At 61.3% G+C, this 24,264-nt stretch carries 23 protein-coding genes and 2 pseudogenes; 7 read left to right on the top strand and 18 right to left on the bottom strand.

The genetic code is table 11. From position 1 onward, the window contains the following. Positions 1–82: 82 nt before the first annotated feature. The 7 genes from NKH01_RS04460 to NKH01_RS04490 form a co-directional block, all read right to left on the bottom strand. Entirely contained in the window at positions 83–403 is a 321-nt protein-coding gene (locus tag NKH01_RS04460) for an FtsB family cell division protein (protein ID WP_023717561.1), read from the bottom strand. A gap of 134 nt (positions 404–537) precedes the next feature. After that, positions 538–1,812 (bottom strand): phosphopyruvate hydratase, encoded by a 1,275-nt coding sequence (eno, locus tag NKH01_RS04465; protein ID WP_353019131.1) that lies wholly within the window; start codon positions 1,810–1,812, stop codon positions 538–540. Positions 1,813–2,211: 399 nt separating this feature from the next. Continuing rightward, the gene (locus NKH01_RS04470) at positions 2,212–2,577 is read right to left on the bottom strand and encodes a PRC-barrel domain-containing protein (RefSeq protein ID WP_023717559.1); all 366 of its coding nucleotides are present in this window, start codon (positions 2,575–2,577) and stop codon (positions 2,212–2,214) included. Positions 2,578–2,699: 122 nt separating this feature from the next. Continuing rightward, positions 2,700–3,551, bottom strand: coding sequence for a 3-deoxy-8-phosphooctulonate synthase (gene kdsA / locus NKH01_RS04475; protein ID WP_031193559.1), 852 nt, complete (start codon positions 3,549–3,551; stop codon positions 2,700–2,702). Then, entirely contained in the window at positions 3,548–4,432 is an 885-nt protein-coding gene (locus NKH01_RS04480; protein WP_353019134.1) for a VOC family protein, read from the bottom strand. Before NKH01_RS04480 ends, kdsA begins: the two co-directional genes overlap by 4 nt. A 304-nt stretch (positions 4,433–4,736) precedes the next feature. After that, the gene (locus NKH01_RS04485) at positions 4,737–5,024 is read right to left on the bottom strand and encodes a Dabb family protein (protein ID WP_023717556.1); all 288 of its coding nucleotides are present in this window, start codon (positions 5,022–5,024) and stop codon (positions 4,737–4,739) included. Positions 5,025–5,126: 102 nt separating this feature from the next. Continuing rightward, positions 5,127–5,261 (bottom strand): hypothetical protein, encoded by a 135-nt coding sequence (locus NKH01_RS04490; RefSeq protein WP_023675095.1) that lies wholly within the window; start codon positions 5,259–5,261, stop codon positions 5,127–5,129. 186 nt (positions 5,262–5,447) lie between these two features. On the opposite strand from NKH01_RS04490, the gene NKH01_RS04495 reads away from it, so the two are divergent. Beyond that, positions 5,448–6,437 (top strand): glycerophosphodiester phosphodiesterase family protein, encoded by a 990-nt coding sequence (locus tag NKH01_RS04495; RefSeq protein ID WP_353019138.1) that lies wholly within the window; start codon positions 5,448–5,450, stop codon positions 6,435–6,437. An 87-nt stretch (positions 6,438–6,524) separates the two neighbouring features. Here NKH01_RS04495 and NKH01_RS04500 read toward each other — a convergent pair whose 3' ends face one another. Both NKH01_RS04500 and NKH01_RS04505 read right to left on the bottom strand, forming a co-directional pair. Continuing rightward, positions 6,525–8,504 carry a bifunctional 2',3'-cyclic-nucleotide 2'-phosphodiesterase/3'-nucleotidase gene (locus tag NKH01_RS04500; protein WP_353019140.1) on the bottom strand — a complete coding sequence of 660 codons (1,980 nt, stop codon included), beginning with the start codon at positions 8,502–8,504 and terminating at the stop codon, positions 6,525–6,527. Positions 8,505–8,634: 130 nt separating this feature from the next. Then, the gene (locus NKH01_RS04505; RefSeq protein WP_352496508.1) at positions 8,635–9,900 is read right to left on the bottom strand and encodes an NAD(P)/FAD-dependent oxidoreductase; all 1,266 of its coding nucleotides are present in this window, start codon (positions 9,898–9,900) and stop codon (positions 8,635–8,637) included. Positions 9,901–10,080: 180 nt separating this feature from the next. Here NKH01_RS04505 and NKH01_RS04510 point away from each other — a divergent pair, with 180 nt between their 5' ends. Continuing rightward, positions 10,081–10,737, top strand: coding sequence for a 5-formyltetrahydrofolate cyclo-ligase (locus NKH01_RS04510; RefSeq protein ID WP_352641873.1), 657 nt, complete (start codon positions 10,081–10,083; stop codon positions 10,735–10,737). 30 nt (positions 10,738–10,767) lie between these two features. Here NKH01_RS04510 and NKH01_RS04515 read toward each other — a convergent pair whose 3' ends face one another. After that, entirely contained in the window at positions 10,768–11,241 is a 474-nt protein-coding gene (locus NKH01_RS04515) for an Lrp/AsnC family transcriptional regulator (RefSeq protein WP_023675099.1), read from the bottom strand. A gap of 158 nt (positions 11,242–11,399) precedes the next feature. Between NKH01_RS04515 and ald the strand changes: the two genes are divergently transcribed. Further along, a complete protein-coding gene (gene ald, locus NKH01_RS04520) occupies positions 11,400–12,515 on the top strand; it encodes an alanine dehydrogenase (RefSeq protein ID WP_352641875.1) in 1,116 nt (371 codons plus the stop codon). A 199-nt stretch (positions 12,516–12,714) separates the two neighbouring features. Next, a complete protein-coding gene (locus NKH01_RS04525) occupies positions 12,715–14,016 on the top strand; it encodes an outer membrane protein (protein WP_352482526.1) in 1,302 nt (433 codons plus the stop codon). Positions 14,017–14,234: 218 nt separating this feature from the next. Here the strand turns inward: NKH01_RS04525 and NKH01_RS04530 are convergent, their stop codons facing one another. The 7 genes from NKH01_RS04530 to NKH01_RS04560 form a co-directional block, all read right to left on the bottom strand. Next, the gene (locus tag NKH01_RS04530; RefSeq protein WP_352482525.1) at positions 14,235–14,702 is read right to left on the bottom strand and encodes a DUF1203 domain-containing protein; all 468 of its coding nucleotides are present in this window, start codon (positions 14,700–14,702) and stop codon (positions 14,235–14,237) included. Between the two features lie 76 nt (positions 14,703–14,778). Beyond that, positions 14,779–15,585, bottom strand: coding sequence for a 4-hydroxy-tetrahydrodipicolinate reductase (dapB, locus tag NKH01_RS04535; protein WP_353019147.1), 807 nt, complete (start codon positions 15,583–15,585; stop codon positions 14,779–14,781). Positions 15,586–15,701: 116 nt separating this feature from the next. Beyond that, a complete protein-coding gene (locus NKH01_RS04540) occupies positions 15,702–16,259 on the bottom strand; it encodes an OmpA family protein (protein ID WP_352789938.1) in 558 nt (185 codons plus the stop codon). An 86-nt stretch (positions 16,260–16,345) separates the two neighbouring features. Beyond that, on the bottom strand, positions 16,346–16,909 hold the full coding sequence (locus NKH01_RS04545) for a GNAT family N-acetyltransferase (protein ID WP_023717547.1): 564 nt from the start codon (positions 16,907–16,909) through the stop codon (positions 16,346–16,348). Beyond that, positions 16,909–17,766, bottom strand: coding sequence for a 3-mercaptopyruvate sulfurtransferase (sseA, locus tag NKH01_RS04550; RefSeq protein ID WP_353019150.1), 858 nt, complete (start codon positions 17,764–17,766; stop codon positions 16,909–16,911). Before sseA ends, NKH01_RS04545 begins: the two co-directional genes overlap by 1 nt. Positions 17,767–17,801: 35 nt before the next feature. After that, positions 17,802–18,545, bottom strand: a complete 744-nt coding sequence (locus tag NKH01_RS04555) for an alanyl-tRNA editing protein (protein WP_023717545.1) — start codon at positions 18,543–18,545, stop codon at positions 17,802–17,804. Beyond that, positions 18,545–19,579, bottom strand: a complete 1,035-nt coding sequence (locus NKH01_RS04560) for a cysteine synthase A (protein ID WP_023717544.1) — start codon at positions 19,577–19,579, stop codon at positions 18,545–18,547. Before NKH01_RS04560 ends, NKH01_RS04555 begins: the two co-directional genes overlap by 1 nt. 215 nt (positions 19,580–19,794) lie before the next feature. Between NKH01_RS04560 and NKH01_RS04565 the strand changes: the two genes are divergently transcribed. Further along, a complete protein-coding gene (locus tag NKH01_RS04565) occupies positions 19,795–20,616 on the top strand; it encodes an SDR family oxidoreductase (RefSeq protein ID WP_353019153.1) in 822 nt (273 codons plus the stop codon). A 4-nt stretch (positions 20,617–20,620) separates the two neighbouring features. Then, positions 20,621–21,169, top strand: a pseudogene (locus tag NKH01_RS04570) (alpha/beta hydrolase); the annotation flags it as partial. 101 nt (positions 21,170–21,270) lie between these two features. Here NKH01_RS04570 and NKH01_RS04575 read toward each other — a convergent pair. After that, positions 21,271–22,689, bottom strand: coding sequence for a DEAD/DEAH box helicase (locus NKH01_RS04575; protein WP_353019154.1), 1,419 nt, complete (start codon positions 22,687–22,689; stop codon positions 21,271–21,273). Between the two features lie 387 nt (positions 22,690–23,076). Between NKH01_RS04575 and NKH01_RS04580 the strand changes: the two are divergent. Continuing rightward, positions 23,077–24,219: pseudogene (locus tag NKH01_RS04580) on the top strand (acyl-CoA carboxylase subunit beta); the annotation flags it as partial. Positions 24,220–24,264: the final 45 nt, after the last annotated feature.

Raw genomic sequence — 24,264 nt, forward strand, 5'->3', positions numbered from 1 at the left:
TTCGCCATGCCGAAAACGCATGGCTGTCATGCATCTAAGCGCCTAAAATCATTGCAAATATCGCCGATTAACTGAAATTGCGTTACCTTGCGACCGGCAGCATGATGGTGATCTCGTCGGCATGGGACAGATTGAGCGCCTTGCGCGCCTGCTCGTCCAGCATGTCCTTCTCGAGCGTGCCCTCATGCATCAGCTGGACGCGGCGCTCCAGGTCGATCCGGCGTGCCTTGACGGCATCAAGCCTGCCCTGCAATTCGACAGTCTCGGCTTCGAGCCGATACTTGGAATAGATGCCGAACTCGCCATGATAGGCATGGAAGCCGAAATAGGTCAGGAACACCACGCAGAGCGAGGGGATGATCAGCCGGCCGGTGTTTCTTTGCTTGTGCTGGCGTGTCCACATGGTCCGAATCCTCTGCGCCGCCTTTGTCGCCCGATTGTGCTTAATGGACGGTTACGGATTGCTGGATTCGGAGCCCTGAAAGCAAAAGGGCGGGAATGTCCCCGCCCTCGCTCGCTCGGATTTTCTGTCGAAAATCAGCTTTTAACGATCGACTTGCCGGCATACCGCGCCTGCTTGCCGAGCTCCTCTTCGATGCGGATGAGCTGGTTGTACTTGGCCATGCGGTCCGAGCGTGACAGCGAGCCAGTCTTGATCTGCCCGCAATTGGTGGCAACGGCGAGGTCGGCGATGGTCGAATCCTCGGTCTCGCCCGAGCGGTGCGACATCACCGCGGTATAGCCGGCCTTGTGCGCGGTCTCGACGGCGTCGAGCGTTTCGGTAAGCGAGCCGATCTGGTTGACCTTGACCAGGATCGAATTGGCGACACCCATGCGGATGCCGTCGCGCAACCGCGCCGTGTTGGTGACGAACAGATCGTCGCCAACCAGCTGCGTTTGCTTGCCGATGAGGTCGGTCAGCATTTTCCAGCCGTCCCAGTCGTCCTCGGCCAGGCCGTCCTCGATGGTGATGATCGGGTAGTCGGCAGCGAGCTTGGCCAGATATTTGGCTTGCGCCTTCGGGTCGCGGGTCTTCTTCTCGCCTTCATAGACGTAGTTGCCGTCCTTGAAGAACTCGGTCGCCGCGCAGTCGAGTCCGAGTGCGACCTCCTCGCCTGGCCTGAAGCCGGCCTTCTCGATCGATTCCATGATGAAGTCGAGCGCGGCCGGCGCGCTTTTCAGGTTGGGGGCAAAGCCGCCCTCGTCGCCGACATTGGTGTTATGGCCGGCATCCTTCAGCCTCTTCCGCAGCGTGTGGAATATCTCCGAGCCCCAGCGCACGCCATCGCGCAGCGTCGGCGCGCCGATCGGCAGAATCATGAATTCCTGGAAATCGATCGGGTTGTCGGCATGCGCACCGCCGTTGATGATGTTCATCATCGGCACCGGCAGCACATGCGCCTTGGTGCCGCCGACATAACGGTAGAGCGGCAGGCCGGCCGCTTCGGCCGCGGCCTTGGCCACGGCCAGCGACACACCGAGAATGGCATTGGCGCCGAGCCGGCCCTTGTTGGGCGTACCATCGAGCTCGATCATGGTTTGGTCGATGTGGATCTGATTCTCGGCCTCCATGCCGCCGATCGCCTCGAACAGCTCGCCGTTCACTGCCTCAACCGCCCTGAGCACGCCCTTGCCGAGATAGCGGGGGCCGCCGTCGCGCAGTTCGACCGCCTCATGCGCGCCGGTCGATGCGCCGGACGGCACCGCGGCGCGGCCCATTGAGCCGTCTTCGAGCACGACGTCGACCTCGACGGTCGGATTTCCGCGGCTGTCCAGGATTTCACGCCCGACAATGTCGATGATGGCCGTCATTGCGATGTCCCCGTTTGATCGATTGAAGCGTCGCGCACCTCTTAGCCAAAGCGCTGCAAAACGCAATCGGGGCACTTGCAAATATTGCCCGTGCGCCCATTGCCGCTCTTGGGATTCACGAAGCACAAAGCGCTGTCATCATTTGTCATGCGCGGCATGCCGGTTTCTGGTTTATGGCTGTTGTCGCGCGGGGCGAAACAGGAGGAGTTTCGCCATGTCCCAGTTGAGCGGTATTGTGAGTTTGTTCCTGATTGCGGCTGCGTTCCTGACGTCGTGCGACAATCAGCAACCCCCGCAGGGATCGTCGCCTTTGCCGGCCCTGCAAATTGCGCAGTAGCATCCCGCCACATCGAAAGGCCCCCGATTTCCCGGGGGCCTTTTTGATTCCAGGAGACTTAGTCAGTGCCAGTAAGGCTCGACCTTGTAGTAGTTGTATGAGGCGTCACGTGCTGCCTCGCCGTCGGCGCCGGTCAGCTCGTTGATCGAGTAGGAAGGAGCGGCCATCAGCTGGTCTTTGGTGAACGGCACGACATAGCCACCCCTGTTCTCATCATAATCAAGGCTCGCCCACGGAATGGCGTGGTATTTCTCGCCAATGCCGAGAAATCCGCCAAAACCGATCACGGCGAACATGATTCCGTTCGACAATTTGTCGAGCATGACGTCCTCAATGTCGCCGATATGAGTGCCTTCCGTGTTGTAGACCGATGTGCCGATAACCCGCGAAGCGGCAATGGCTTCGGTGTGTCCCGTCTGGGTCGTCATGGTGTGCTCCTCGTCGTCGTTGACATTAGATTTTGACAATGAGGGCCGCGGGCTAAGGTTCCAGACAGGTTCGAAATTCTTCAAAGTTTTCTTGGCGACGCTGCTGTGGCGCAACTGCTGGTTCAACCCACGCTCTTGGCGATGCGATCGAACGCCATCAGCCGTTCAAGCAATGCGGGAAGATCCTTTAGCGGCACCATGTTGGGGCCGTCGGAAGGCGCGTTGTCGGGGTCCTGGTGCGTCTCGATGAAGACGCCGGCGACGCCAACCGCGACAGCCGCGCGCGCCAGCGTCTCGACAAAGCGCCGGTCGCCCCCAGACGAACCGCCCTGCCCGCCCGGCTGCTGCACCGAATGAGTGGCATCGAAAATGACCGGCGCGCCGATCTCGGCCATGATCGGCAGCGCCCTCATGTCGGACACCAAGGTGTTGTAACCAAAGGATGCGCCGCGCTCGGTCACCAAGACATTGGCGTTGCCGGAGCCGGTGATCTTGGCGACGACGTTCTTCATGTCCCATGGCGCGAGGAATTGGCCCTTCTTTACATTGACCACCTTGCCGGTTCTTGCCGCAGCAATCAGCAAATCGGTCTGCCGGCTGAGGAAGGCAGGAATCTGCAGAATGTCGACATGCGGCGCGACGATCGCGCATTGTTCCTCAGTGTGGACGTCGGTCAGGATCGGCAGCGAAAAATTCTTGCGCAAATCGTCGAAGATCGGCATTGCCGCTTCAAGTCCCGCACCGCGCGTGCCGCCAAGCGAGGTGCGATTGGCCTTGTCGTAGCTGGTCTTGTAGACGAGCCCGATGCCGAGCCGTTCGGTCAATTCCTTCAGCGCACCGGCCATGTCGAAAGCGTGCTGCCGCGATTCCAGCTGGCATGGACCGGCGATCAGCGATAGGGGCGCGCTGTTGCCGAAAATGACCTTTCCGATCGCAACGGAAGAATTTGGCATCAGAGGATTGAGCTTGTTCATGCGATCTCCCGGAAAATGAAGGCCGCGCCCTGCCCTGGCGCCGGCGACACGATGATATCACCGCCGCGTATGTCGTGTTCGACGGAATTGGCTGCAAGCAGCTTTGCGACGGTGTCGCAGTGCCTAATCGAAAAGACGATCCCAGCAAAGCGGAGTTCAGACGGCGCGCCGGCGGGAATGCCGAAGCCTGCCGCAAAGGCTGCAGGATCCAGAACGGTCACAGCGGCATTCGGCAGCTTATAGACAGTGCCGCTCTGCGCCTCCATCCCGGCTGCGATCGAAATCACATGGCCTTGTTCGGAAGGTTCGCGGCTGACTGCCACGACTTCGACAATGCCGGTTGCGCCATTAGCGTGGGCCTGCAAAACGGTGCGGTCGACCTTCGGCGCATTGATCCGTTCGCAGGCGAAGAGAAAAGCGTCCGTTGCCTTGCCTAGAGCCGCGAAGGCAAGCTTGAATGATGCGGTGTCGCTCTTTCCTGTCGCATCAGCGAAGGCGCGCGAAAAGCTGAGCATGTCTCCCGCCGACAGTCCGGCTTCGATGAAGCGCGCGTGGTCCGCGGCGGCGCTTTCGGTGCCCAGCACCACGGCAGAAAATCCTTCATCACCGTTTCTTTCGCGATAGGTGTGATCCCGCGCGACAAAGACATTGCGGTTCGCGATCGCCGTTGCCACGGCCTGTCGGTCGGCGACCGCGAGCGGCTCGAGATAGGTACCGTCGGTGAGGAAGACACAACAGTTTTCCGTTCCGAAGGGATGGATACCCGTCGGCGCAACGGTAAAGCCGAGCAAGGTCAAGCGCGCCCGCGCAACATCGAGGCTCGCGGTCGGCAACACCAGGTGATCGAGCGGATGAGGGCTTGCGGGGGTGTTCTCGGTCATGTCCCGCGCGGTGTGCCTCATTCCTGAAAATGGTTCAAGGGCTTAGCCGGCACCTCGGCGGCGATCGCAGTGCCCGGCCGCGAGGAGCCGACTTGCCGCCGTCAAAAATCATCCTAGCTCATTGCCAGGGGAAGAGACCTTTTCATTGCCCTGGCCGTTATTGCGATAGCAGTTATCGCCGTGCTGATCTGGAACGCGCCAAAGCGGCCGGGCGTCGATCCGACCGAGACCTCCGCGGCTCAGACGGAATGAATCGGGCTGCGGCGCGGCCCCGCTCCGCGACGTGAAATCTGCCTTAGGGCGGTCAACTTGCCACTATATCGGCCGAATAACGCAATTCGCGCAGCGGTTTTACCCGGCTGGTGGTCTCTGCATAGAGCGGATGCGCCTTGTAGGCGGCGAGCGCTGCCTCGTCTTCGAACTCGGCGTAGACGACCACATCGATTTCATCCGAGAGCGGGTCGACCTTGGTGTTGAGCGTCACCTCGAAACGGCGCGAGTGGGGTATCTTGCCGAGCGCCAGCAGACCCGTACGCACTGCCTCGACGTCCACTTTACGACGCGCGCTGAAGAAAACGATATGCCGGATCAACCCAGCCTCCTCGACCGTTGGACCGGCGTTCTTTTGTGTCAGCGGGAGCGTGCCGTCAATCGGCAGGATGTCGCGTCGGCGAACCGTGGCGAAGAAGAGAAACTACACCATACTGGTTACATAGTGCACGACGCGGGTCACCTCCCTGATGGTCCTGTCGAGGTAGCGGCCTTGGTTGTAAATGCCGTCCCAGATCAGGAAGAAGGTGACGGTCGTGATGATGATGACATAACGCATGGCTAAAACTAGCGCATATGGGTGGTTGCAACCATAGTGATTCCGGCCCTGCTGGGACCCTCCCCGAATTTTAACGGTCTTTGGTCTGTCTGCTGCGATGCTTGCTGGCCAAACTGGCGCTACCGCTGCAGGCGGCTTGGAAAGATAACCCCGCTCGGCTTCGACGACCGCTTCAGGAATCATACCATGCGAAAACGGACGATCTCCCTCATTGCAGTTCTTGTCGCTGCAGGCGGCATCTGGCTCAACAACACTTCGCTGCTGTCGAGCCGGCCGGCCGTCACCCCTTCGGTGCTTGCCCATCGCGGCCTGGCTCAGGATTTCGACCGTACGAACCTCGGATCGGAAACATGCACGGCCGATCGCATGCTGACGCCGCGCCATTCCTTCCTCGAAAACACGATACCCTCGATGGAAGCCGCCTTCGCGCTCGGTGCGGACGCGCTCGAACTCGATGTCCATCCCACTACGGACGGCAAGTTCGCCGTCTTCCACGATTGGACGCTGGATTGTCGCACCAACGGCAAGGGAGAAACGCGCCGCCATGCGATGTCCGAATTGAAGACGCTCGATATCGGTTATGGCTACACTGCCGATGGCGGCAAGACCTTTCCGTTTCGCGGCAAGGGTGTCGGCATGATGCCGTCGCTGGATGAAGTCTTGCAGCGCTTCCCGAACGGGCGTTTTAATATCAACATCAAAAGCAACGATCCCAAGGAAGGCGAGATGCTGGCCGCCTGGCTCGCCACATTGACGCCGGCCGAGCGCGCCAATCTGACGGTCTATGGCGGCGACAGGCCTATAGAAGCAGTGAAGGCAGCGTTGCCGGACATGCACACACAGAGCCGCGCGTCCCTGACGCGCTGCATTCTTCGCTATGCTGCGCTCGGCTGGAGTGGCTACGTTCCGGATGCCTGCCGCCAGGGCACCTTGCTCATCCCCGTCAATGTCGCAAAGTGGATGTGGGGCTGGCCCGGCCGTTTTCTCGACCGTATGGACAGCGTCGGCAGCCGCGTCTACCTGCTCGGTCCCTATTCCGGCGGCGGCTTTTCACAAGGCCTCGACGACCCCGCCTCAATCGACCAACTGCCGGACGATTATTCCGGTGGGATTTCGACGGATGCGCTGGATCTGGTCATGCCTGCCGTCAAGCGGCGTTTCGCACCACCTGCCTGAAGAGGCTGCCTGCCTCAAACGGATCGGCCGTATCGGGACAGTATCTTAACGCTGAGACAGTTTCGAGCCGACGCTCAAATCCTCGCCTCAAAGAGTGATGCGGTACTTGGAAAACCCCGCTTCGCCCTCGCCCGCCGGCTCGATCTTCAGCGACTTCACTTGCGCAATAAACTCTCTCGCCTTGGCGCCGGTCTGGAACACGACGCTGGTTTCCGGCAGCGGCACAAACGACCAGTTGGCATCCGCCGACGGGTTGATGGTGCCTTTGCTGACGATATAGCGCACGATCACGTCGCGGTTGGTGTCGGGCGCTTCGTAGATGATCTTCGAGGCATTGATCTCCGGGAAATTGCCGCCGCCGCCGGCCCGGTAGTTGTTGGTTGCGACGACGAATTTCCGCATGGGATCAATTGGTTTGCCGTCGAACATCAAGTCAATGATGCGGTTCGAGCCGGCGTTCACCAGCCCGCCCTTCGAATCATATTTCGGTGGCTGCGACAGGTCGATCCGGTAGGTGACGCCGTCGATCACGTCGAAATTATAAGACGGGAAGTCGGTGTTGATGAGCGCCTGGTCAGCTTTGCCCGGCTCGATCCGGTTGAAGATGCCGGCCGACATTTCCAGCCATTCCTTCACCTCTGCCCCCGTGATTTCGACGGCGCGCACCGTGTTTGGATAGAGATAGAGGTCGGCGACGTTCTTTATGGCGATATCGCCTACCGGCACGTCGGTGTAATAGTCGGCGCCGTTGCGCCCGCCCGCCTTGAACGGTGCCGCCGCCGACAGCAGCGGCATATCCTTCCATTCGGTGTTCTTCAGGATGTCCTTCAAGTACCAGGTCTGCGCCTGGCTCACGATCTGCACCGATGGATCGTCGGCGACCAGCGCAAAATAGGAATAAAGCGGCGCCGAGGTTTTGCCGACCGGCCGACGCACATAGGCAAGCGTCGCCTCGTGGTCCTGTTTGAGCGCGTCGACGATGCGCTGGTCGTCAGCGACGGTCGGCTTGTTCGTCTTGTCGGCCCGCTCAAAGATAGGCCTGGCCTCAGAGGTCGCCAAGACGATTTTCCATGTCGATCCGTCGCGCTCCAGCAACAGATCGATCAGCCCCATATGCGAGCCCCAGAAGCCGGCCATGACGGCGGGCTTGCCTTGCAACGTGCCTTTCGCCGTATCGACGGCCTCCAGCGACTGAAAGTCCTTCTTACCAGGGAAGACCAGATGCTGGTGGCCCGTGAACACCGCATCGATACCTTCGACACCGGCAACGAAGAAGGAGGCATTCTCCATCATGTCGCCTTGCTTCGCGTCGATGCCGGAATGGGAGAGCGCAATGATGATGTCGGCGCCTTCTTCCTTCATCTGCGGCACCCACGCCTTGGCCGCCTCGACGATGTCGCGCGTCTTGACGCTGCCCTCGAGATTCTTCAGGTCCCAGACCATGATCTGCGGCGGCACGAAGCCGATGATGCCGATCCTGATCGGCTGCTCGGCGCCCGACCCGTCTTTGATCTTCCTGTCGAGGATGACGTAAGGTTTGAGATAAAGCTTGTCTTCGCGCGGGTTCGCGGCAAGCTCCGTGCCGCGGGTCAAATTCGCGCAGACGAACGGGAAATTGGCTCCGGCCAGCACCTTGTCCATGAACGACAGGCCGTAGTTGAATTCGTGATTGCCGAGCGTCGAGCATTCGTAGCCGAGCAGGTTCATGCCCTTCATGACCGGATGCAGATCGCCGTCCTTCATGCCCCTCTCGTAGGCGAAGTAGTCGCCCATCGGGTTGCCTTGCAGAATGTCGCCATTATCGATCAGCATCGCGTTGGTTGCTTCCTTGCGCACGGCTTCAATCAATGATTCCGTTCGCGACAGCCCCATCGTGTCGTTAGGTTTGTCGGCGTAGTAATCGTAAGGAAGCACGTTCACGTGGATGTCGGTCGTCTCCATAATCCTCAGATGCGCCTGATTGGCTTGAGCCCGGGCGGAGAACGGGTGCAGCATGATCAGCGCTCCGCCGGTGGCGACGCCGGCGAGGAAATCGCGGCGTGAGACGAGGTGGCGCAATTGGGACATTCGTTTCTCTTTCTTCCACGACGTGACAAGTCCTGCCCGAAGCAAAGCTTCGCGCCGAAATCCAGCCGAGTCCAGAAGTCGATTCCATCAAGAGGAGGTGACGCGCTGATGAACGTCCGGCAGCGAACAATCAGCCCTTGTCGTCGTCGCCCTGGGTGATCAGCCGAGCGCTGCGCTGACCGGTGAAGTAGATCCATAGCCAGCTCAGGGAAACCGCAAGCCGGTTACGGAAGCCGATCAGGAAGTAGATATGCGCCAAGCCCCATAGCCACCAGGCAAGCCGGCCGGTGAGCTTGATCCAGCCGAAATCGATGGCCGCGGCGCGCTTGCCGATCGTCGCCAAATCGCCGTCATGCCTGTAGCGGAACGGACGTACCGTTGTTTCGCCGGCGAGCCTGGCCTTGATCGTCGCGGCGACGTGCCGTCCCTGCTGCTTGGCGGCGGGCGCGACGCCCGGCACCAGCCGGCCATCCGGCCGCAGGACGTGTGCTGCGTCACCGATGACGAAAATCTCCGGGTTTCCCGGCACAGTGAGGTCGGGCTCGACAAGCACCCTGCCCGCGCGGTCCGCTGCCGTGCCGAGCCATTCGGCGGCCGGCGAAGCGGCGACGCCCGCCGCCCAAAGAATTGTCCTGGCCGGCAAATGCCTGTCGCCGAAGACGACACCCTCAGCATCGCAGCGTGTAACCGCCCGGCCGAGTTCGACGGTCACGCCGAGTCGTTCGAGCGCCTTCATTGCATAAACGGAGAGCTCCGGCGCGAAATTGGCAAGAACGCGGTCGCCGGCCTCAATCAGCACCACACGCGTCTCGCGCGTGTCGATGTTGCGGAACTCGCCGCGCAGCGTGTCATGCGCCAGTTCGGCAATCGTGCCGGCCAATTCCACGCCGGTCGGCCCGCCGCCGACGATCGCCAGCGTCAGCAGTGCCTGGCGCTTGGCGGGATCGGTTTCCCGCTCGGCCTGCTCGAAAGCCAAAAGAATACGCCGTCGGATGGTGGTGGCGTCCTCCAGCGTCTTCAGGCCCGGCGCGAACGGCTCCCATTCGTCATGGCCGAAATAGGCGTGCCGCGCACCGGTGGCCAACAGCAACGTGTCGTAGGCGACCGCTCCGCCATCCTGCAGCAGCACGCGCTTGCCGGTGCGGTCGATGCCAGTCACGGTCGCAAGCAGCGTCGTCACGTCCTTGCGTTTGCGCAGGAGATGGCGGATCGGCCAGGCGACTTCGGAGGTTGCCAGCGCCGTCGTCGCCACTTGGTAGAGTAGCGGCTGAAAGAGGTGATGATTGCGCCTATCGATCATGGTGATGCGCACCGGCGCGCCAGTAAGTGCGCGGGTGAATTCGAGGCCGCCGAATCCGGCGCCTACGACGACGACGTGATGGTTGGCTGTGTTCATCTCACTCATCCCTCTCGCCAAGGCTGATGTAAGTATCCTTGTGCAGTGCAGCAATGCCTGCGCTGCACCTGCCTGGGACTCGTCGCCTGATGTCGTGAATACGCATGCTGCAGACTCATTCCCGGATATAGCCTACGTCCCAGATATGGCTTGGTCGGAACAGTATATTGCAGGTGAATCATGGCTAAGGATGAAGATGAAGGCTCGGGGCAGTACGCCTCGCCGCCTTGTTTTATGCACGAGCTCGATCCGGAGTTCCAAGCGCCGCTGTCCGAATGGACCGATGTCAGGCGCTGGCGCAAGGCCGAGCGCGAGCGGTTGATCGCATCCCGCCTTGCCGTTTCCGCCGACATGCGCACAGCCATGTCGCAGCGCATTGCCGATGGTCTCGATGCGGTGATCGGCGACATCGCCGGGCGCATGGTCAGCCTCTACTGGCCGTTTCGCGGCGAGCCGGACCTGCGCTCGTGGATGGAAACCGTTAACGCGCGGGGTGGCCGCACGGCGCTGCCCGTTGTTGTGGAGAAAGACCGGCCGCTGGTCTTTCGCGCCTATACCCACGGAGACCGGCTGGAGAAGGGCGTCTGGAATATCCCGATACCGGCCGAGGGTGATCCGGTGCTGCCCGACATCGTCATTTCGCCGATCGTCGGAATCGATCCCGGACAGTTTCGCCTGGGCTATGGCGGCGGCTTCTTCGATCGCACGCTTGCCGCGATGCCGTTCAAGCCGCTGGTCATCGGCGTCGGCTACGAGTTGCAGCGCATCGTGACCATCTACCCGCAGCCGCACGATATTCCGATGGACCGTGTGGTGACCGAGTCATTCAACGTTTAGGCGAGTTTGGGGCCTAGGCGAGTTCGGGGCCTAGGCTAGCTCAGGCTTCATTCCAACGGCCGTGCGATCGACGATTTCGCGCAAGGCAAAGGACGAATTGATCTTCGTCACATGCGGCATTGCCGACAGCCACTCCTTGTGGATGCGTTCGTAGTCGACGAGATCCTTCGCCGCGATGCGCAGGATGTAATCATATTCGCCCGACATCAGATGGCAGGACAGGACGTTCGGGCAGCGCTTTATCGCCGCTTCGAAATCCGACAACGTTTTCTCGAACTGCCCGGACAGCGATATATGCACGATCGCCGTCATCTGGTGCCCAAGTGCGGCGTTGGACAGCCGGGCGTGATAGCCGCGGATGGTTCCGGATTTCTCCAGATTGTCCAGCCGCCGCGAACAGGCCGACTGCGACAGGCCGACCTTTTCGGCGAGCGCTGCATTGGGTATCCGCCCATCCTTCTGCAATGTCTCGAGAATGGCGATATCAATCCTGTCGAGCGGCATTTTTGCGGGTTCCTGCGATAATTCTACTGTTTCGCGCAACGATTATCGAACAGTAGTCTCTTCGGCAAGCGCATTCGCAAACACTTCCCGAACGATTCGTGGTTCACTATCTCTAGACAGGGAACAGGCCCTAAAAGGGCCGGATCAGGAGAAAAAAGATGCGCGTCGGTTGCCCCCGGGAAATCAAGAACCATGAATACCGCGTCGGCCTGACACCGGGCTCGGTCCGCGAATATGTCGCGCATGGCCATGAAGTGCTGATCGAGACCGGCGCCGGCGCCGGCATCGGAGCCGACGACAACGCGTACCGCGCCGCCGGCGCCACGATCGCCAAGACGGCGGCCGACGTGTTTGCCAAGTCGGACATGATCGTGAAGGTCAAGGAGCCGCAGCCCAACGAATGGGTTCAGCTCCGCGACGGCCAGATCCTCTACACCTATCTGCATCTCGCCCCGGATCCGGAGCAGACCAAGGGCCTGCTGGCCTCCGGCGTCACCGCAATAGCTTACGAGACCGTCACCGACGAGCGCGGCGGCCTGCCGCTCTTGGCACCGATGTCGGAAGTTGCCGGCCGCCTGTCGATCCAGGCGGGGGCCACGGCGCTGCAAAAGGCCAATGGCGGCCGCGGTGTGCTGCTTGGCGGCGTGCCCGGCGTGCTGCCCGGCAAGGTCACTGTGCTCGGTGGCGGCGTCGTCGGCCTGCATGCTGCACGGATGGCTGCCGGGCTTGGCGCCGACGTCACCATCATCGACCGCTCGATCCCGCGCCTGCGTCAGCTCGACGATATCTTTGGAGGCCGCGTCCACACCCGCTACTCGACCGTCGAGGCGCTGGAGGAAGAATGTTTTTCGGCTGACATCGTCGTCGGCGCCGTGCTGATCCCGGGGGCAGCCGCGCCCAAGCTGGTGACGCGCGAAATGCTCTCGGGCATGAAGAAAGGCGCCGTGCTGGTCGACGTCGCCATCGACCAGGGCGGCTGCTTCGAGACCTCGCACGCCACCACCCATGCCGAGCCGACCTATGAGGTCGACGGCGTCATCCACTATTGCGTCGCCAACATGCCGGGTGCGGTGCCGGTCACATCGGCCCACGCGCTCAACAATGCGACGCTGCACTATGGCCTGCAACTCGCCGACAAGGGCCTCAAGGCGCTGGTAGACGACCACCATCTGCGCAACGGGCTGAACGTCCACAAGGGCAAGATCACGAATCGCGCAGTGGCCGAAGCACTCGGTTACGAGCTGGTCGAATCAAAGGCCGTTCTCGCGGCCTGATTTCCAACCGTTTTTTCCGGATGAGTCGCCGATGCCGTCGGCGGCTTGCTTGTTCACAGGCAATTTTCACGGTCTACAGCAGATTTTTCCCGCATCTGGTGCCCGTTTGATGCAATGTGCTCTTTCTGTGGCTTTTTTGTTACAGCCGCCCTAATGACCCGATGCTAAGAAGATGCTGGGTTTATTAGGGGTAGGGCAAATGATCAGCAGAAAATCCGCTAAATCTCTTCTTCTTGGCGCAGTTTCCATTCTGGCGCTTGGGTCGGTTGCTCACGCCGCCGACGTGGTCGAACCGGTGGTTGAGACGGCGGGTTTTAACTGGAGTGGACTCTACGTCGGCTTTGGCGTTGGCGCCGGGGCGAACGTCCACGAGTTGAGCAGCGATTTCATTCCTGGGGTGTCGTTCAACGGCATTGGTGGCGAAGGCGTGTACGGTGAACTCACCGTTGGGTACGACTATATGGTGGCGCCGCGCTTCCTGATCGGAGGACTTCTAGACGCTCATGCCGGCAACATCGAAACCTCGCTCGACGTTGCTGGATTCGATGCGTCGGTCAAAGAAACCTATGGTTTCGACGCTGGCTTGCGGGCAGGCTACCTCTTCACGCCAAACACTTTGGGTTACGTGCTTGGTGGCTATTCCTGGCAGAAATACAAATTCGACACGAACGCAGGCTTTGATTTCGACTGGGACCAGAACGGCTATTTCGTCGGAGCCGGCGTTGAGACGGCCATTAACAGCAACTGGACCATCAAAACCGAATATCGTTATACCCAATTCAGCACCAACGATGATCTCCTCTCCGAGTTCGGCGCACCAGATGGCGCACTCAACCTCGACACATCGCGGCATACGTTCCAGGTTGCCGCCAACTATCGCTTTGGCGCCCAGAATGGCGGCGTTGCGTCTTTTGAAGCGCCTGCCTACAACTGGACCGGCTTCTATATCGGTGGTGCGGGCGGCGCGGGTGCGTCGGTGCATCAGATCAATGTGCCGCCGCTTGGCGACCTGGAATTCAACGGTATCGGCGGCGAAGGCGTATTTGGCGAATTGAACGCGGGCTACGACCATGATTTCGGCAGCTGGGTTGCGGGAGTCATGGTGGATGCTCGCTACTCCGGCATGACTACGGAGCTGGAAGTGCCCGGCGGATCCATCAATCTGGACACAGACTATGGCTTCGATGTGCTGGGCCGGGTCGGTTTGAAAGTCAACGAATCGACCCTCGCCTATGTGCTTGGCGGCTACAGCTGGCAGCATTTCGATCTGAACGCATCTTCACCCATCGGCGACATCATCGATTGGGGCTCTAGCGGCTTCTCGGTCGGTGGTGGTTTGGAAGCGGCCGTGACCAACAACGTAACTGTCGGTCTCGAATATCGCTATTCGCAGTTTGCCGAGAAGGATATTCTGGAGGAGTTTGGAGGGCCGGGCGATGTCCTCACCACCACTCCTTCTTTCCATACCGTCCGCATCGGTGCGAAGTATAAATTCAACTAAGGCCCTCCAGGCAAATCGTTCGAGCCCGCCGGTTAATCCCGGCGGGTTTTTTCTTTGCGGACGATGCAGGCACAAAAAAGCGGAGCCAAAGCCCCGCTTCCTCGGTTGTCGAGAATTCCCGCCGGTTCATCCGCGGTCGGCAAATCGATCGACAGTCGCTTTCTACCGCAGGTATGCGACGGGAGTACGACAGCCTCAAGCCGGTGCAGCCGATCCGATTACACGCGGTCGATCCGACACTGATAGCAATTGTTGCGTGCAGAGCGGATGTGGACGTAAGCAATGTCGTCGCGCTCGAACAACGTCTCCGCCCGTGCCGCGATGGCATCGGTCGGAATGACGCCGCCGCTGCCATAGACGATGCGGTCGTCCTTGCCGTAGCCGCGCACGATGTAATCGCTGCTTTCGAGTATATCGGGAAGCGTTTCCCCCTCGGCGGCGCGTTCGCATTCTTCCGCATGCAGAAAGATCGGCCCGGTTTCGGCATAAGGCTGCAGCTCAGGAAAAGGCCGATAGGCCAGAACAAGATAGGCTTCTCCCACAGCAACATTCTTCAGGCAGTGGCGGCAAGGCACGCCGTCGCCGTCCGAAATCTGCCGCTCTGGCTTCAGGTCATAAGCATCAGGTCCGCCGCGCTGAAGCGCGCGAACCGCATCGGTTGGCAAGGCTTTGAATTTTAGCGTCATGGCTAAATCTCCGGTGTCGTTGACCGGAAATTATGCTCGCAAGACAGAGCTTCCCACCCGATTCCTGCCAAATGGATCAGTCCATCAACGCGTCGAGACCACGCACCAGGCCTTTGATCTGCTGTACCCGCCTGATGGCGAGCAGCGTGCCCGCCACGTAAGGCGCCGCGGACGAGCCGGCATCGTGGCGGATGGTCAGCCGCTCGTCTGGCAGGCCGAACAACGCCTCGCAGGACAGGATGTAGGACGGCAGGCGAAGCGCGTGCACTTGCACCCCCTCGCCCGCGCCGACCGCAGCACCGCGTGTAGCCGGCACGCCGGAGACCTCGGAGACCGGCTTTGCCGTCGAAGCCTTGCGGATGTCGGCCAGCGCTTCAGCAAGTTCCCGCGCGGTACCGGAGGGCGCGTCGGGCTTCTTTGCACTGGCATAATCGATGACCTCGACATCCGGCACGTATTTTGCCGCCATAAGTGCAAACCGCTTCATCAGCGTAGCGGTGATGGAAAAGTTGCCGGCGGCAAAGACGCCGACGCCGTGGGCGCGCGCCGCGGCGTCGATGTCGGCATAGTCGGCAGCACCCAGTCCCGATGTGCCGATCACAGCGTGCCGTCCCTTGTCGATGGCGAGCAGCACATGGTCTTTCACGACACGTGGCTTGGTGAAGTCGACCAGTACGTCCGACGGCGCCTCCAGCGCCTCGGCCAGCGAGGCCGAAACGGAGATACCATTAGCCGGCATGCCAACCAGCAGGCCGGAATCCTGTCCCGCGCCGCTACGTGACACAGCCCCGGCCAGCGCCATGTCACCTTGCGCCCCGATCGCCGGAACCAGCGCCTTGCCGACCCAACCGGTCGCGCCGGCCATTACCACGCGAATTGCCATCGTGCGATCCTCCATCACCATCGGTTTTTAGACGACAGCGATATGGAAAGAGCCCGGCTCATTCAAGTCGGGCTCGCCTTTGAATATTGATCCAGACCCTGAACGGCTAGATCATTTTAACGGATGAAGTCGTCGAAGCGGCGCAGCGTCACCCGGCGATTTCGCCAGTTCTCATTCTGCGTCTGCACGAGCAGGAACTCCTCGCCGTAGCCGACGGTTTCGAGCGCATAGCCCGGCACACCGAATTCACGCAGCAAGGTGCGCTTCAGCGAGGCGGCACGTTGTTCGGACAAAATCTGATTCGACTGGAAGGAGCCCACAGCATCGGTATGGCCTTCGATCAGCACGCGGGCACCCGGATCGCGCCGCAGAATGCGCTGAAGTGCATCGGCGATGTTTTCGATCTTGGCGTATTGCGATTCGGAAATGGCAGCCGAGCCGAAGGCGAAATTGATCGACTGGATATCGATAGAGCGGGCCATGCGCCGCAAGTCCGGCCGCTTCTTGAATTCGCGGATGGTGACGCGCTGATTCGGGCGCAGCTTCACCCGGGGCGCGGCTTCAAGCTGGCGCTCGATCGTGGCGGCCGAAGGCGTGGTCGCCTGGGCAACGGCAAGGGTCGGCATGGCGAGTGCCGCAACCAGCACGGCGGCAAATGTGCGTCGGGTCAGCATGTCTTTTCTCCTTCGGCCCTCGGCCGCATTGTGATGCCGACAAGATGGCAAAGACTAGCTGAAGCTTGGATGAACGAGCCTGAAAATCAGGGCCGCATGACGCTGGCCGCGCGCTCGGCAAAAGGCATCGGATGTACGACCTCCTTTTTTTGCGCCACCGGCGTGAAGCCGAGTTTTTGATAAAGCGGCAAGGCTGCTGGGTGATCAAGGGTGCAGGTCTGCACCGTCACCCGCTTGGGTCCGTGCGCCCAGGCTGCGGCGATTGCCGCACCGAGGAACCAGCGGCCAATGCCTTGCCCGGTCGCGTGCTCCATCATGCCGAAATAAGCGAGTTCCACTTCCTCCGGCAGATGCGGCTTGAGGTCGAAGAAGCCGGCCGGCGCGCCGTCGAGATAAAGCACCCTGATGTCGCGGTCCTCGCGGTGGATGCCCGCCGCAAGCTCCTCGTCATTCAGTCTCAGTACGTTGACCCAGTGCCATTTGCGGCCGACCCGATCCATCAAATAGCGGTAGAAATGCAGCGGAATGTCTTTGGTCTTGAGCAGCGCGATCTGGCGGTTGTACGGCAGCGGCGGCGAATAGGCAGGCGGCACATGCATTTCGAGAAACGTCACGGTGACGTCGATGTCTTCCAGCGCTCCGTTTTTCATCACCGTCGGTCCTTGCCCGTCACGACGGGCGTGTCGGAAAGCCCACCCCATTCCGTCCATGACCCGTCGTAAAGCCTGTTTTCGGCATGGCCAAGCGTCTCCAGGGCCAGCGTGATGGCTGCCGCGGTGACCCCCGAACCGCAGGAGGTGACGACCGGCTTCGACAGATCGATGCCGGCCTCCTCGATCACTTTGCGCAGCCTGTCCTTGGGCAGCAATTCGCCGTTTTCCGAAAGCGCCGAAAACGGCACGTTGTGCGCGCCCGGCATGTGGCCGGAGCGGATGCCGGGGCGCGGCTCCGGCTCGGTGCCGGCAAAACGGCCAGGCGAGCGTGCGTCGGCGATCTGGCTCTCCCCCGTCTCGACGATCCGGCGCATGTCGGCAAGGCTGGCGACGCGGGCGGCATCGAAGTTGGCATAAAACACGCAAGGCGCGATCTTCGTCGGCTCCGCCGTCACCGGCCGTCCGGCGGCTTTCCAACGATCGAAACCGCCGTCGAGTATATAGACCTGGAACACGCCCATAACGCGAAACAACCACCAGGCGCGCGGTGCAGAAAAGAACCCTGGCCCGTCATAGACAACAATCGTGTCGTCGGCCGAAATGCCCATCGCGCCGACATATTGGGCAAAATGCTGCGGCGACGGCAGCGTGTGAGGCAGAGCCGGTTCGGGGTCCGAAACCGCATCCTGGTCGAGGAAGCGGGCGCCTGGAATATGCGCTGCGTCATACTCGGCGCGCGCGTCGCGCTTTTGCGCCGGCAGATACCAGGACGCGTCGACGATCGTCAGCCCAGGCTCGCCGAGCCGCTTCTGCAACCAATCGGCATCGATGGTGAAAGGACTGTCGTCGGCCATCTTTTCTCTCCTGTCCCGCCTGTCCCAGTCCTATATCAGGCTGGCGGCATCGGGCCAAAGCGAATGCGGAAGCGCCGGTTCTCGCGGCCCTTCTTCTCGATCTTGCCGATATGGATCTCGCCGATTTCGCCGGTGCTCCTCACATGGGTACCGCCGCAAGGCTGGCTGTCGACCGAAGCATTCTCGCCGATGCAGACCAGCCTGATCTTTCCCGTGCCGGCCGGCGGCCGCACATTCTTGGATTTCACCAGGCTTGGATTGGATGCCAGCTCCTCGTCGGAGATCAGCCGGGTGAAGATCGGGTGGTCGGCCCGCACCAGTTCCATCAACCTAGCCGTCACGTCTTCCTTGGTGAAGCCGGCATCCGGGATGTCGAAATCGATACGGCTGTCGTCCTCGGAAACCGCGGCACCGGTGATCGGGAACGGACAGACGACGGTAAGCAGATGGCAGGCCGAGTGCATACGCATCAGCAGCTGCCGCCGCGGCCAGTCGATGGCGAGCCTCATCCGCTCGCCCAACCGTGGAACCGCCTGCTCCGGCGCCGGCACATGGATGATCTCGTCCTTGGTTTCGCCGGTGATCGTAGCGGCAATCGCAATGCCGGTGCCGTCGGCGCGTTCGAGGCTGCCAGTGTCGCCCGGCTGCCCGCCCGATGTGGCGTAAAACACGGTCCGGTCCAGAATGATGCCGCCGCGATCGTTGACTGCGACGACGGTGGCGTCGGCCGTCCCCAGATAGGCGTCGTCACGAAACAGCGCTTCGGTCTTGTGCGCCATCACGCGACCCTTTCGAACGGCACCGAAATCGTGCTCCGTTGCTCCATCCAGCCCGGCACCGGCAGCTTCTTTTCGCGCAGGAATTCAGGATTGAACAGCTTCGACTGATAGCGCGTGCCGTAGTCGCAAAGCATGGTCACGATGGTTTGGCCGGGGCCTAGCTCGCGCGCCAGGCGAATGGCGCCGGCAATGTTGATACCCGTCGAACCGCCAACGCAAAGTCCCTCCTCCTGGATCAGGTCGAATACGATCGGCAGTGCGTCCTCGTCGGGGATCTGGAAGGCAAAATCGGGTGTAAAGCCTTGGAGGTTGGCGGTGATCCGCCCCTGCCCGATGCCTTCGGTGATCGAACTGCCCTCGGATTTCAACTCGCCGCTGGTGTAGAAGGAATAGAGCGCAGCCCCCAGCGGATCGGCCAGTGCGATCTTGACCTGGCTGTTCTTGGCCTTCAGCCCGAAGCCAACGCCTGCCAGCGTGCCGCCGGAACCGACCGCCGACACGAAACCATCCACCTTGCCGCCGGTCTGGTTCCAGATTTCTTCGGCTGTGGTGCGGATATGGCCGTCGCGGTTGGCGACATTGTCGAACTGGTTGGCCCAGATCGCGCCGTTCGGCTCGGTCTTCGCCATTTGCTCGGCCAGCCGGCCCGACAGCTTCACGTAGTTGTTCGGGTTCTTGTAGGGCACGGCTGGCACTTCGATCAGCTCGGCGCCGAGCAGTTTGATCGTATCCTTCTTCTCCTGGCTCTGGGTATCGGGAATGACGATCACCGTGCGGTAGCCGAGCGCCTTGGCAACCAGTGTCAATCCGATGCCGGTATTTCCGGCCGTCCCTTCGACGATGACGCCGCCGGGCCGCAGCAGCCCGCGCTGTTCCGCATCGCGGATTATGAACAGGCCGGCGCGGTCCTTGACCGACTGCCCGGGATTCATGAATTCGGCCTTGCCCAGAATCTCGCAGCCGGTTGCTTCCGAGGCCTTGTTGAGGCGGATCAGGGGCGTGTTGCCGATCACGTCGATCACAGAACGGGGCATGGAGATTCCTTTGTGGGTGCGGCGAAACCCTAGAAACCCGAAGCTTCGGTTTCAAGGCAAGAATTTGCTTGGTCCAGTCGCATTTCGCACACTGCAATTGCTGCAGCCAGGCGCGCCCGGCCGGCATTCATTTCAACCATGTACCGAAAAGCACTCTTTTCATTCGATTTCTTCATCGCTAGAGCACAGGCTAAGAAGAGCCGGCGGGGCGCAGCATGACACTCTATCGGGCCAATCCGAAGCATGGCGTCGCCTGGATTACGGGCGGCAGCAGCGGTATCGGCCGTTCGCTGGCCAAGGATCTTGCCGCTCAGGGCTATGTCGTCGCAGTGACTGCGCCCGATGACCATCCGATCGATACGCTCATCGTCGAAACGGCGCAGATGGCGGGCCGTGTCGTAGCCTTTCCCTGCGACGTGACCGACGAAAAACGCATGGCAAAGACGGTTGCAGCGATCGAGAAAGATCTCGGTCCGATCGTGTTGGCAGTGTTCAACGCGGGAAGCTATATCGCAACGCCGGGCGAGGATCTTGTCGCGCGCAATTTCCGTCGGTCTTTCGAAGTCAATTATTTCGGCATCATCAATGGCCTGCTGCCGGTCATCGAACGCATGCGCGTGCGCTCGCGCGGCCATGTCGTGCTGATCGGTTCGGTCACCGCCTATTTCGGCTGGCCCACCACCGCCGCCTATGGCGGCACCAAGGCGGCAGTCAATATCTTGGCCGAGTCGCTGAAATATGATTTCGACAAGATGAACGTCCGCATCCAGGTGATGAATCCAGGCTTTGTCGACACGCGGCTGACCGAGAAGAACTTCCTGCCGATGCCGGGCTTGATGCCGGTCAATCTGGCCTCGCGCCGCATCGCGCGAGGCATCGAATGCGGTGGCTTCGAAGTCACTTTCCCACGCCGCCTGAGCTGGACACTGAAGCTGCTCAGGATACTACCGAGGCCGTTCTGCCGATGGGTGATCAGCACCGTCACCCGCTGGAATGCGCGGCCGTTGAATTTCGACCACAAGCCACCGGTCGAATAGGATCCGGGCGATCGGCGACAAGGTGATCGTCATAGGCACCTCGACAGGCGGCTCGCTGGCGGCGTGGGCTGCGACGCAGCCAAGCGCATCGAACAGCGTCGCGGCGATCGCATTCATTTCGCCGAATTTCGGCGTCAAGGCCTCCGGCGCCGAATTGCTGACCCTACCGTGGGGCAGACAGATCGCCGAGTTCGTCGCCGGCAAGGAGCGTGGCTTCGTGCCGCGCAACGCTCTGCATGAAAGGTTCTGGACCTACCGCTACCCAATCGCCGCGACATTGCCGATGGCGGCGCTGACAGAGCTTGCCTACGGCGCGCCGGTGGAGAAGACGTCCATCCCTGCCCTGTTCATCTTTTCGGATTCGGACAAGGTGGTACGACCAGATCGCACGCGCGAAATCGCGGCTCGCTGGGGCGCCGCACATGAATTGGTGCCGGTCGATGATACCGGCGACCCCGACAACCACGTCATTGCGGGTGACGCGCTGTCGCCATCGACCACGGCTTTCCTGGCGCAGCGGATTGTCGTGTGGGTCGAGGCGGTGGTGAAGTAAACCAAGGCCTCAAAGCAGAAGGGCGACCGAAGCATCACTCCGGTCGCCCTTTTCAATCGTGAGTGCCCATGCCAAGCTTGGCCGACCGCAACACGGTCAGGCTATGCGGCCCGCGCTGCCGGCCGCTTACCGCCGAAGCGGCGCTTGTTGTTGCCCTTGAAGGGCTTGGCGCCTTCCGGCTTGCGCTCGCCCGCAAAGGCTGGCTTGTCGCCGAACCGCTTCTTGCCGAAGCCGTTGTTTGCGCCGCCGGGCCGCCTGCCGTCGCGACGGCCATTGTGGTCGTTGCGATCATTGGCCGGTTCGAAACTACGCTCGTTCTTCTCGGCGGGATTGCGCTGTGGATCGGGGCTGCCGAGATGGTCGGCAACGATCGGCAGCTTGGTGCGGATGATGCGCTCGACCTGGCGCAGCTTGCTGTTTTCGGACGGGTCGCAGAGCGTGATGGCGATGCCGTCCATGCCGTTACGGCCGGTGCGGCCGATGCGGTGGACATAGCTCTCCGCCTCGTCCGGCAGGTCGAAATTCACCACATGGCTTATGCCCGGCACGTCGATGCCGCGCGCCGCAATGTCGGTCGCCACGAGAATGCGCACCGAACCCTCGCGGAAATCGTTGAGTGCCTTCTGGCGAGCATTCTGCGACTTGTTGCCGTGGATGACGGCGGCCTTGAAGCCGTCACGCTCGAGATCCTTTGTCACCCTGTCGGCGCCATGCTTGGTGCGCGAAAAGATGATGACGGACTTCATCGCCTCGTCGGCAAGCATGGTGGCCAGCACCTGACGCTTCTGCTTGGTGCGGGCAAAGACGACGCCTTGCACGATCTCGGCGGCCGCGGTGCTGTGAGGAGCGACTTCGACGCGAATCGGGTTCTTCAGCAGGCCTTTCGCCAGTTCGGCGATTTCGGCCGGCATGGTTGCCGAGAACAGCACCGTCTGACGGTCCGGCGCCGTCGCTCTGGCGATGCGCTTGACGTCGTTGATGAAGCCCATGTCGAGCATGCGGTCGCCTTCATCGAGCACCAGCCATTTGGTGTCGGCAAGCACGAGGTCGCCTTCACGCACCAGGTCTGTCAACCGGCCGGGGGTTGCGATCAGGATGTCGACGCCGGGCGCAACCTTCTTCACCTGGCTGAAGCGCGAGACGCCGCCAAGCACCAGCGCGGTCGAGACATGCGCGCCCTTGGCAAGCAGCTTGATCATCTCCTCGATCTGCACGGCGAGTTCGCGCGTCGGCGCCAGGATCAGTGCGCGGGCTGTCTTCGGCCGGCGCTTGGTGCCAAGTGCGATGATCTTCGACAGGATCGGCAGCGCGAACGCCGCGGTCTTGCCTGAGCCGGTCTGGGCGATGCCGAAAATGTCGCGGCCTTCGAGCTGCGGCGGGATCGCCTGGGCCTGGATCGGCTTCGGATCGGTAAAGCCGGCGGCATTGGTGGCCTTGAGCAGTGCACCGGTGATTCCAAGTGCGGCGAAACCGTTCAGTTCCCCAGCGTCCGTACCGGTCAAAGTGTTTTCATTGGTCAAAATATTCTTCTTTCATGCGGCTCCTGGCCGCAAACATCAGTGGCGGCAGGGCGCAACCTGCCGTCGAAAACTGTCATGAAACGACAAGGCGGGCGGACGTTATCGTCCGCACGGCAGCGCTGTCGTGCCCGCAGGCATCATGCCACGGGGCTTTTTCGCCACCTTGCCGATATGTCGGGAAGAGGGAAAACAGACGCAACCAGTCTCATTCATCGAGAAGGCCGGATTATCCCGGCCCAAGCGCCTATGCCGCCGCATATGGCCCAGTTCGCATCGAAATGCAAGGGGCCTGATGCTGCAGCGCAGCAAAAGCCATTAGGAAGCGGCGCTTGCGCTCTCCCCCGGGCATGATTACCACAATCCAGCTTTCCGTTTCGGGGACCGGTCATGAAGGACGTGCTGAAGGAACTCGAGCGCCGCCGCGAGATCGCCCGCATGGGCGGCGGCCAGGCCCGCATCGACGCCCAGCACAAGAAGGGCAAGCTGACTGCCCGCGAACGCATAGACGTCTTTCTCGACGAGGGTTCGTTCGAGGAGTTCGACATGTATGTCGAGCACCGCTCGACCGATTTCGGCATGGAGAAAACCAAGATCGCCGGAGATGGCGTCGTCACCGGCTGGGGCACCATCAACGGTCGCCCGGTCTATCTTTTCGCCAAGGATTTCACCGTGTTCGGCGGCTCGCTGTCCGAGGCGCATGCCGAAAAGGTGGTCAAGGTGCAGGAGATGGCACTGCGCAACCGCGCGCCGATCATCGGCCTCTACGACGCCGGCGGCGCCCGCATCCAGGAAGGCGTGGCGGCCCTCGGCGGCTATGCCGAGATCTTCCAGCGCAATGTTCTGGCCTCCGGCGTCATCCCGCAGATTTCACTGATCATGGGCCCTTGCGCCGGCGGCGACGTCTATTCGCCGGCGATGACCGACTTCATCTTCATGGTCCGCGACACCTCCTACATGTTCGTCACCGGGCCGGATGTGGTGAAAACCGTCACCAACGAGACGGTCACCGCCGAAAGCCTCGGCGGCGCTTCCGTCCACACAACGAAGTCCTCGATCGCCGACGGAGCCTACGACAATGACGTCGAGGCGCTGCTGCAGATGCGCCGGCTGGTCGATCTGCTGCCCGCCTCCAACACGGCGGAAATTCCCGAGATCGAATGCTACCAATCGGTCACCGATCACGATCTGTCGCTCGACCGGCTGATTCCCGACAATGCCAACAAACCTTACGACATCAAGGAGTTGATCCTTAAAATTGCCGACGAGGGTGACTTCTTCGAGATCCAGCAGAATTTTGCGAAAAACATCGTCACCGGCTTCGGCCGTGTCGAAGGCCGCACAGTCGGCTTCGTCGCCAACCAGCCGATGGTGCTGGCCGGCGTGCTCGATTCGGATGCCAGCCGCAAGGCCGCGCGTTTCGTGCGCTTCTGCGACTGCTTCTCGATCCCGATCGTCACCTTCGTCGACGTGGCGGGCATACAGACCCCCCCCCCCCAGGGAAATTGCGGGGTGATCACAGGCGGTTATAAACCAAGGACCCGGCCCCCCCACAGGTAAGTTTTTATATGAGGGGGG

This window comes from Mesorhizobium sp. M1403 (assembly GCF_040317695.1).
Lineage (GTDB): Bacteria > Pseudomonadota > Alphaproteobacteria > Rhizobiales > Rhizobiaceae > Mesorhizobium.

Coding starts and splice junctions, on each gene's coding strand:
- NKH01_RS04515 (WP_023675099.1), bottom strand. CDS start 11,241: ATGCCGCTCGACAGGATTGATATCGCCATTCTCGAGACATTGCAGAAG.
- NKH01_RS04510 (WP_352641873.1), top strand. CDS start 10,081: ATGGCTAAGGATGAAGATGAAGGCTCGGGGCAGTACGCCTCGCCGCCT.
- NKH01_RS04530 (WP_352482525.1), bottom strand. CDS start 14,702: ATGACGCTAAAATTCAAAGCCTTGCCAACCGATGCGGTTCGCGCGCTT.
- NKH01_RS04525 (WP_352482526.1), top strand. CDS start 12,715: ATGATCAGCAGAAAATCCGCTAAATCTCTTCTTCTTGGCGCAGTTTCC.
- NKH01_RS04560 (WP_023717544.1), bottom strand. CDS start 19,579: ATGCCCCGTTCTGTGATCGACGTGATCGGCAACACGCCCCTGATCCGC.
- NKH01_RS04495 (WP_353019138.1), top strand. CDS start 5,448: ATGCGAAAACGGACGATCTCCCTCATTGCAGTTCTTGTCGCTGCAGGC.
- dapB (WP_353019147.1), bottom strand. CDS start 15,585: ATGGCAATTCGCGTGGTAATGGCCGGCGCGACCGGTTGGGTCGGCAAG.
- NKH01_RS04480 (WP_353019134.1), bottom strand. CDS start 4,432: ATGACCGAGAACACCCCCGCAAGCCCTCATCCGCTCGATCACCTGGTG.
- NKH01_RS04565 (WP_353019153.1), top strand. CDS start 19,795: ATGACACTCTATCGGGCCAATCCGAAGCATGGCGTCGCCTGGATTACG.
- NKH01_RS04545 (WP_023717547.1), bottom strand. CDS start 16,909: ATGAAAAACGGAGCGCTGGAAGACATCGACGTCACCGTGACGTTTCTC.
- NKH01_RS04470 (WP_023717559.1), bottom strand. CDS start 2,577: ATGACGACCCAGACGGGACACACCGAAGCCATTGCCGCTTCGCGGGTT.
- NKH01_RS04555 (WP_023717545.1), bottom strand. CDS start 18,545: ATGGCGCACAAGACCGAAGCGCTGTTTCGTGACGACGCCTATCTGGGG.
- NKH01_RS04505 (WP_352496508.1), bottom strand. CDS start 9,900: ATGAACACAGCCAACCATCACGTCGTCGTCGTAGGCGCCGGATTCGGC.
- NKH01_RS04540 (WP_352789938.1), bottom strand. CDS start 16,259: ATGCTGACCCGACGCACATTTGCCGCCGTGCTGGTTGCGGCACTCGCC.
- NKH01_RS04500 (WP_353019140.1), bottom strand. CDS start 8,504: ATGTCCCAATTGCGCCACCTCGTCTCACGCCGCGATTTCCTCGCCGGC.
- kdsA (WP_031193559.1), bottom strand. CDS start 3,551: ATGAACAAGCTCAATCCTCTGATGCCAAATTCTTCCGTTGCGATCGGA.
- NKH01_RS04460 (WP_023717561.1), bottom strand. CDS start 403: ATGTGGACACGCCAGCACAAGCAAAGAAACACCGGCCGGCTGATCATC.
- eno (WP_353019131.1), bottom strand. CDS start 1,812: ATGACGGCCATCATCGACATTGTCGGGCGTGAAATCCTGGACAGCCGC.
- sseA (WP_353019150.1), bottom strand. CDS start 17,766: ATGGCCGACGACAGTCCTTTCACCATCGATGCCGATTGGTTGCAGAAG.
- NKH01_RS04490 (WP_023675095.1), bottom strand. CDS start 5,261: ATGCGTTATGTCATCATCATCACGACCGTCACCTTCTTCCTGATCTGG.
- ald (WP_352641875.1), top strand. CDS start 11,400: ATGCGCGTCGGTTGCCCCCGGGAAATCAAGAACCATGAATACCGCGTC.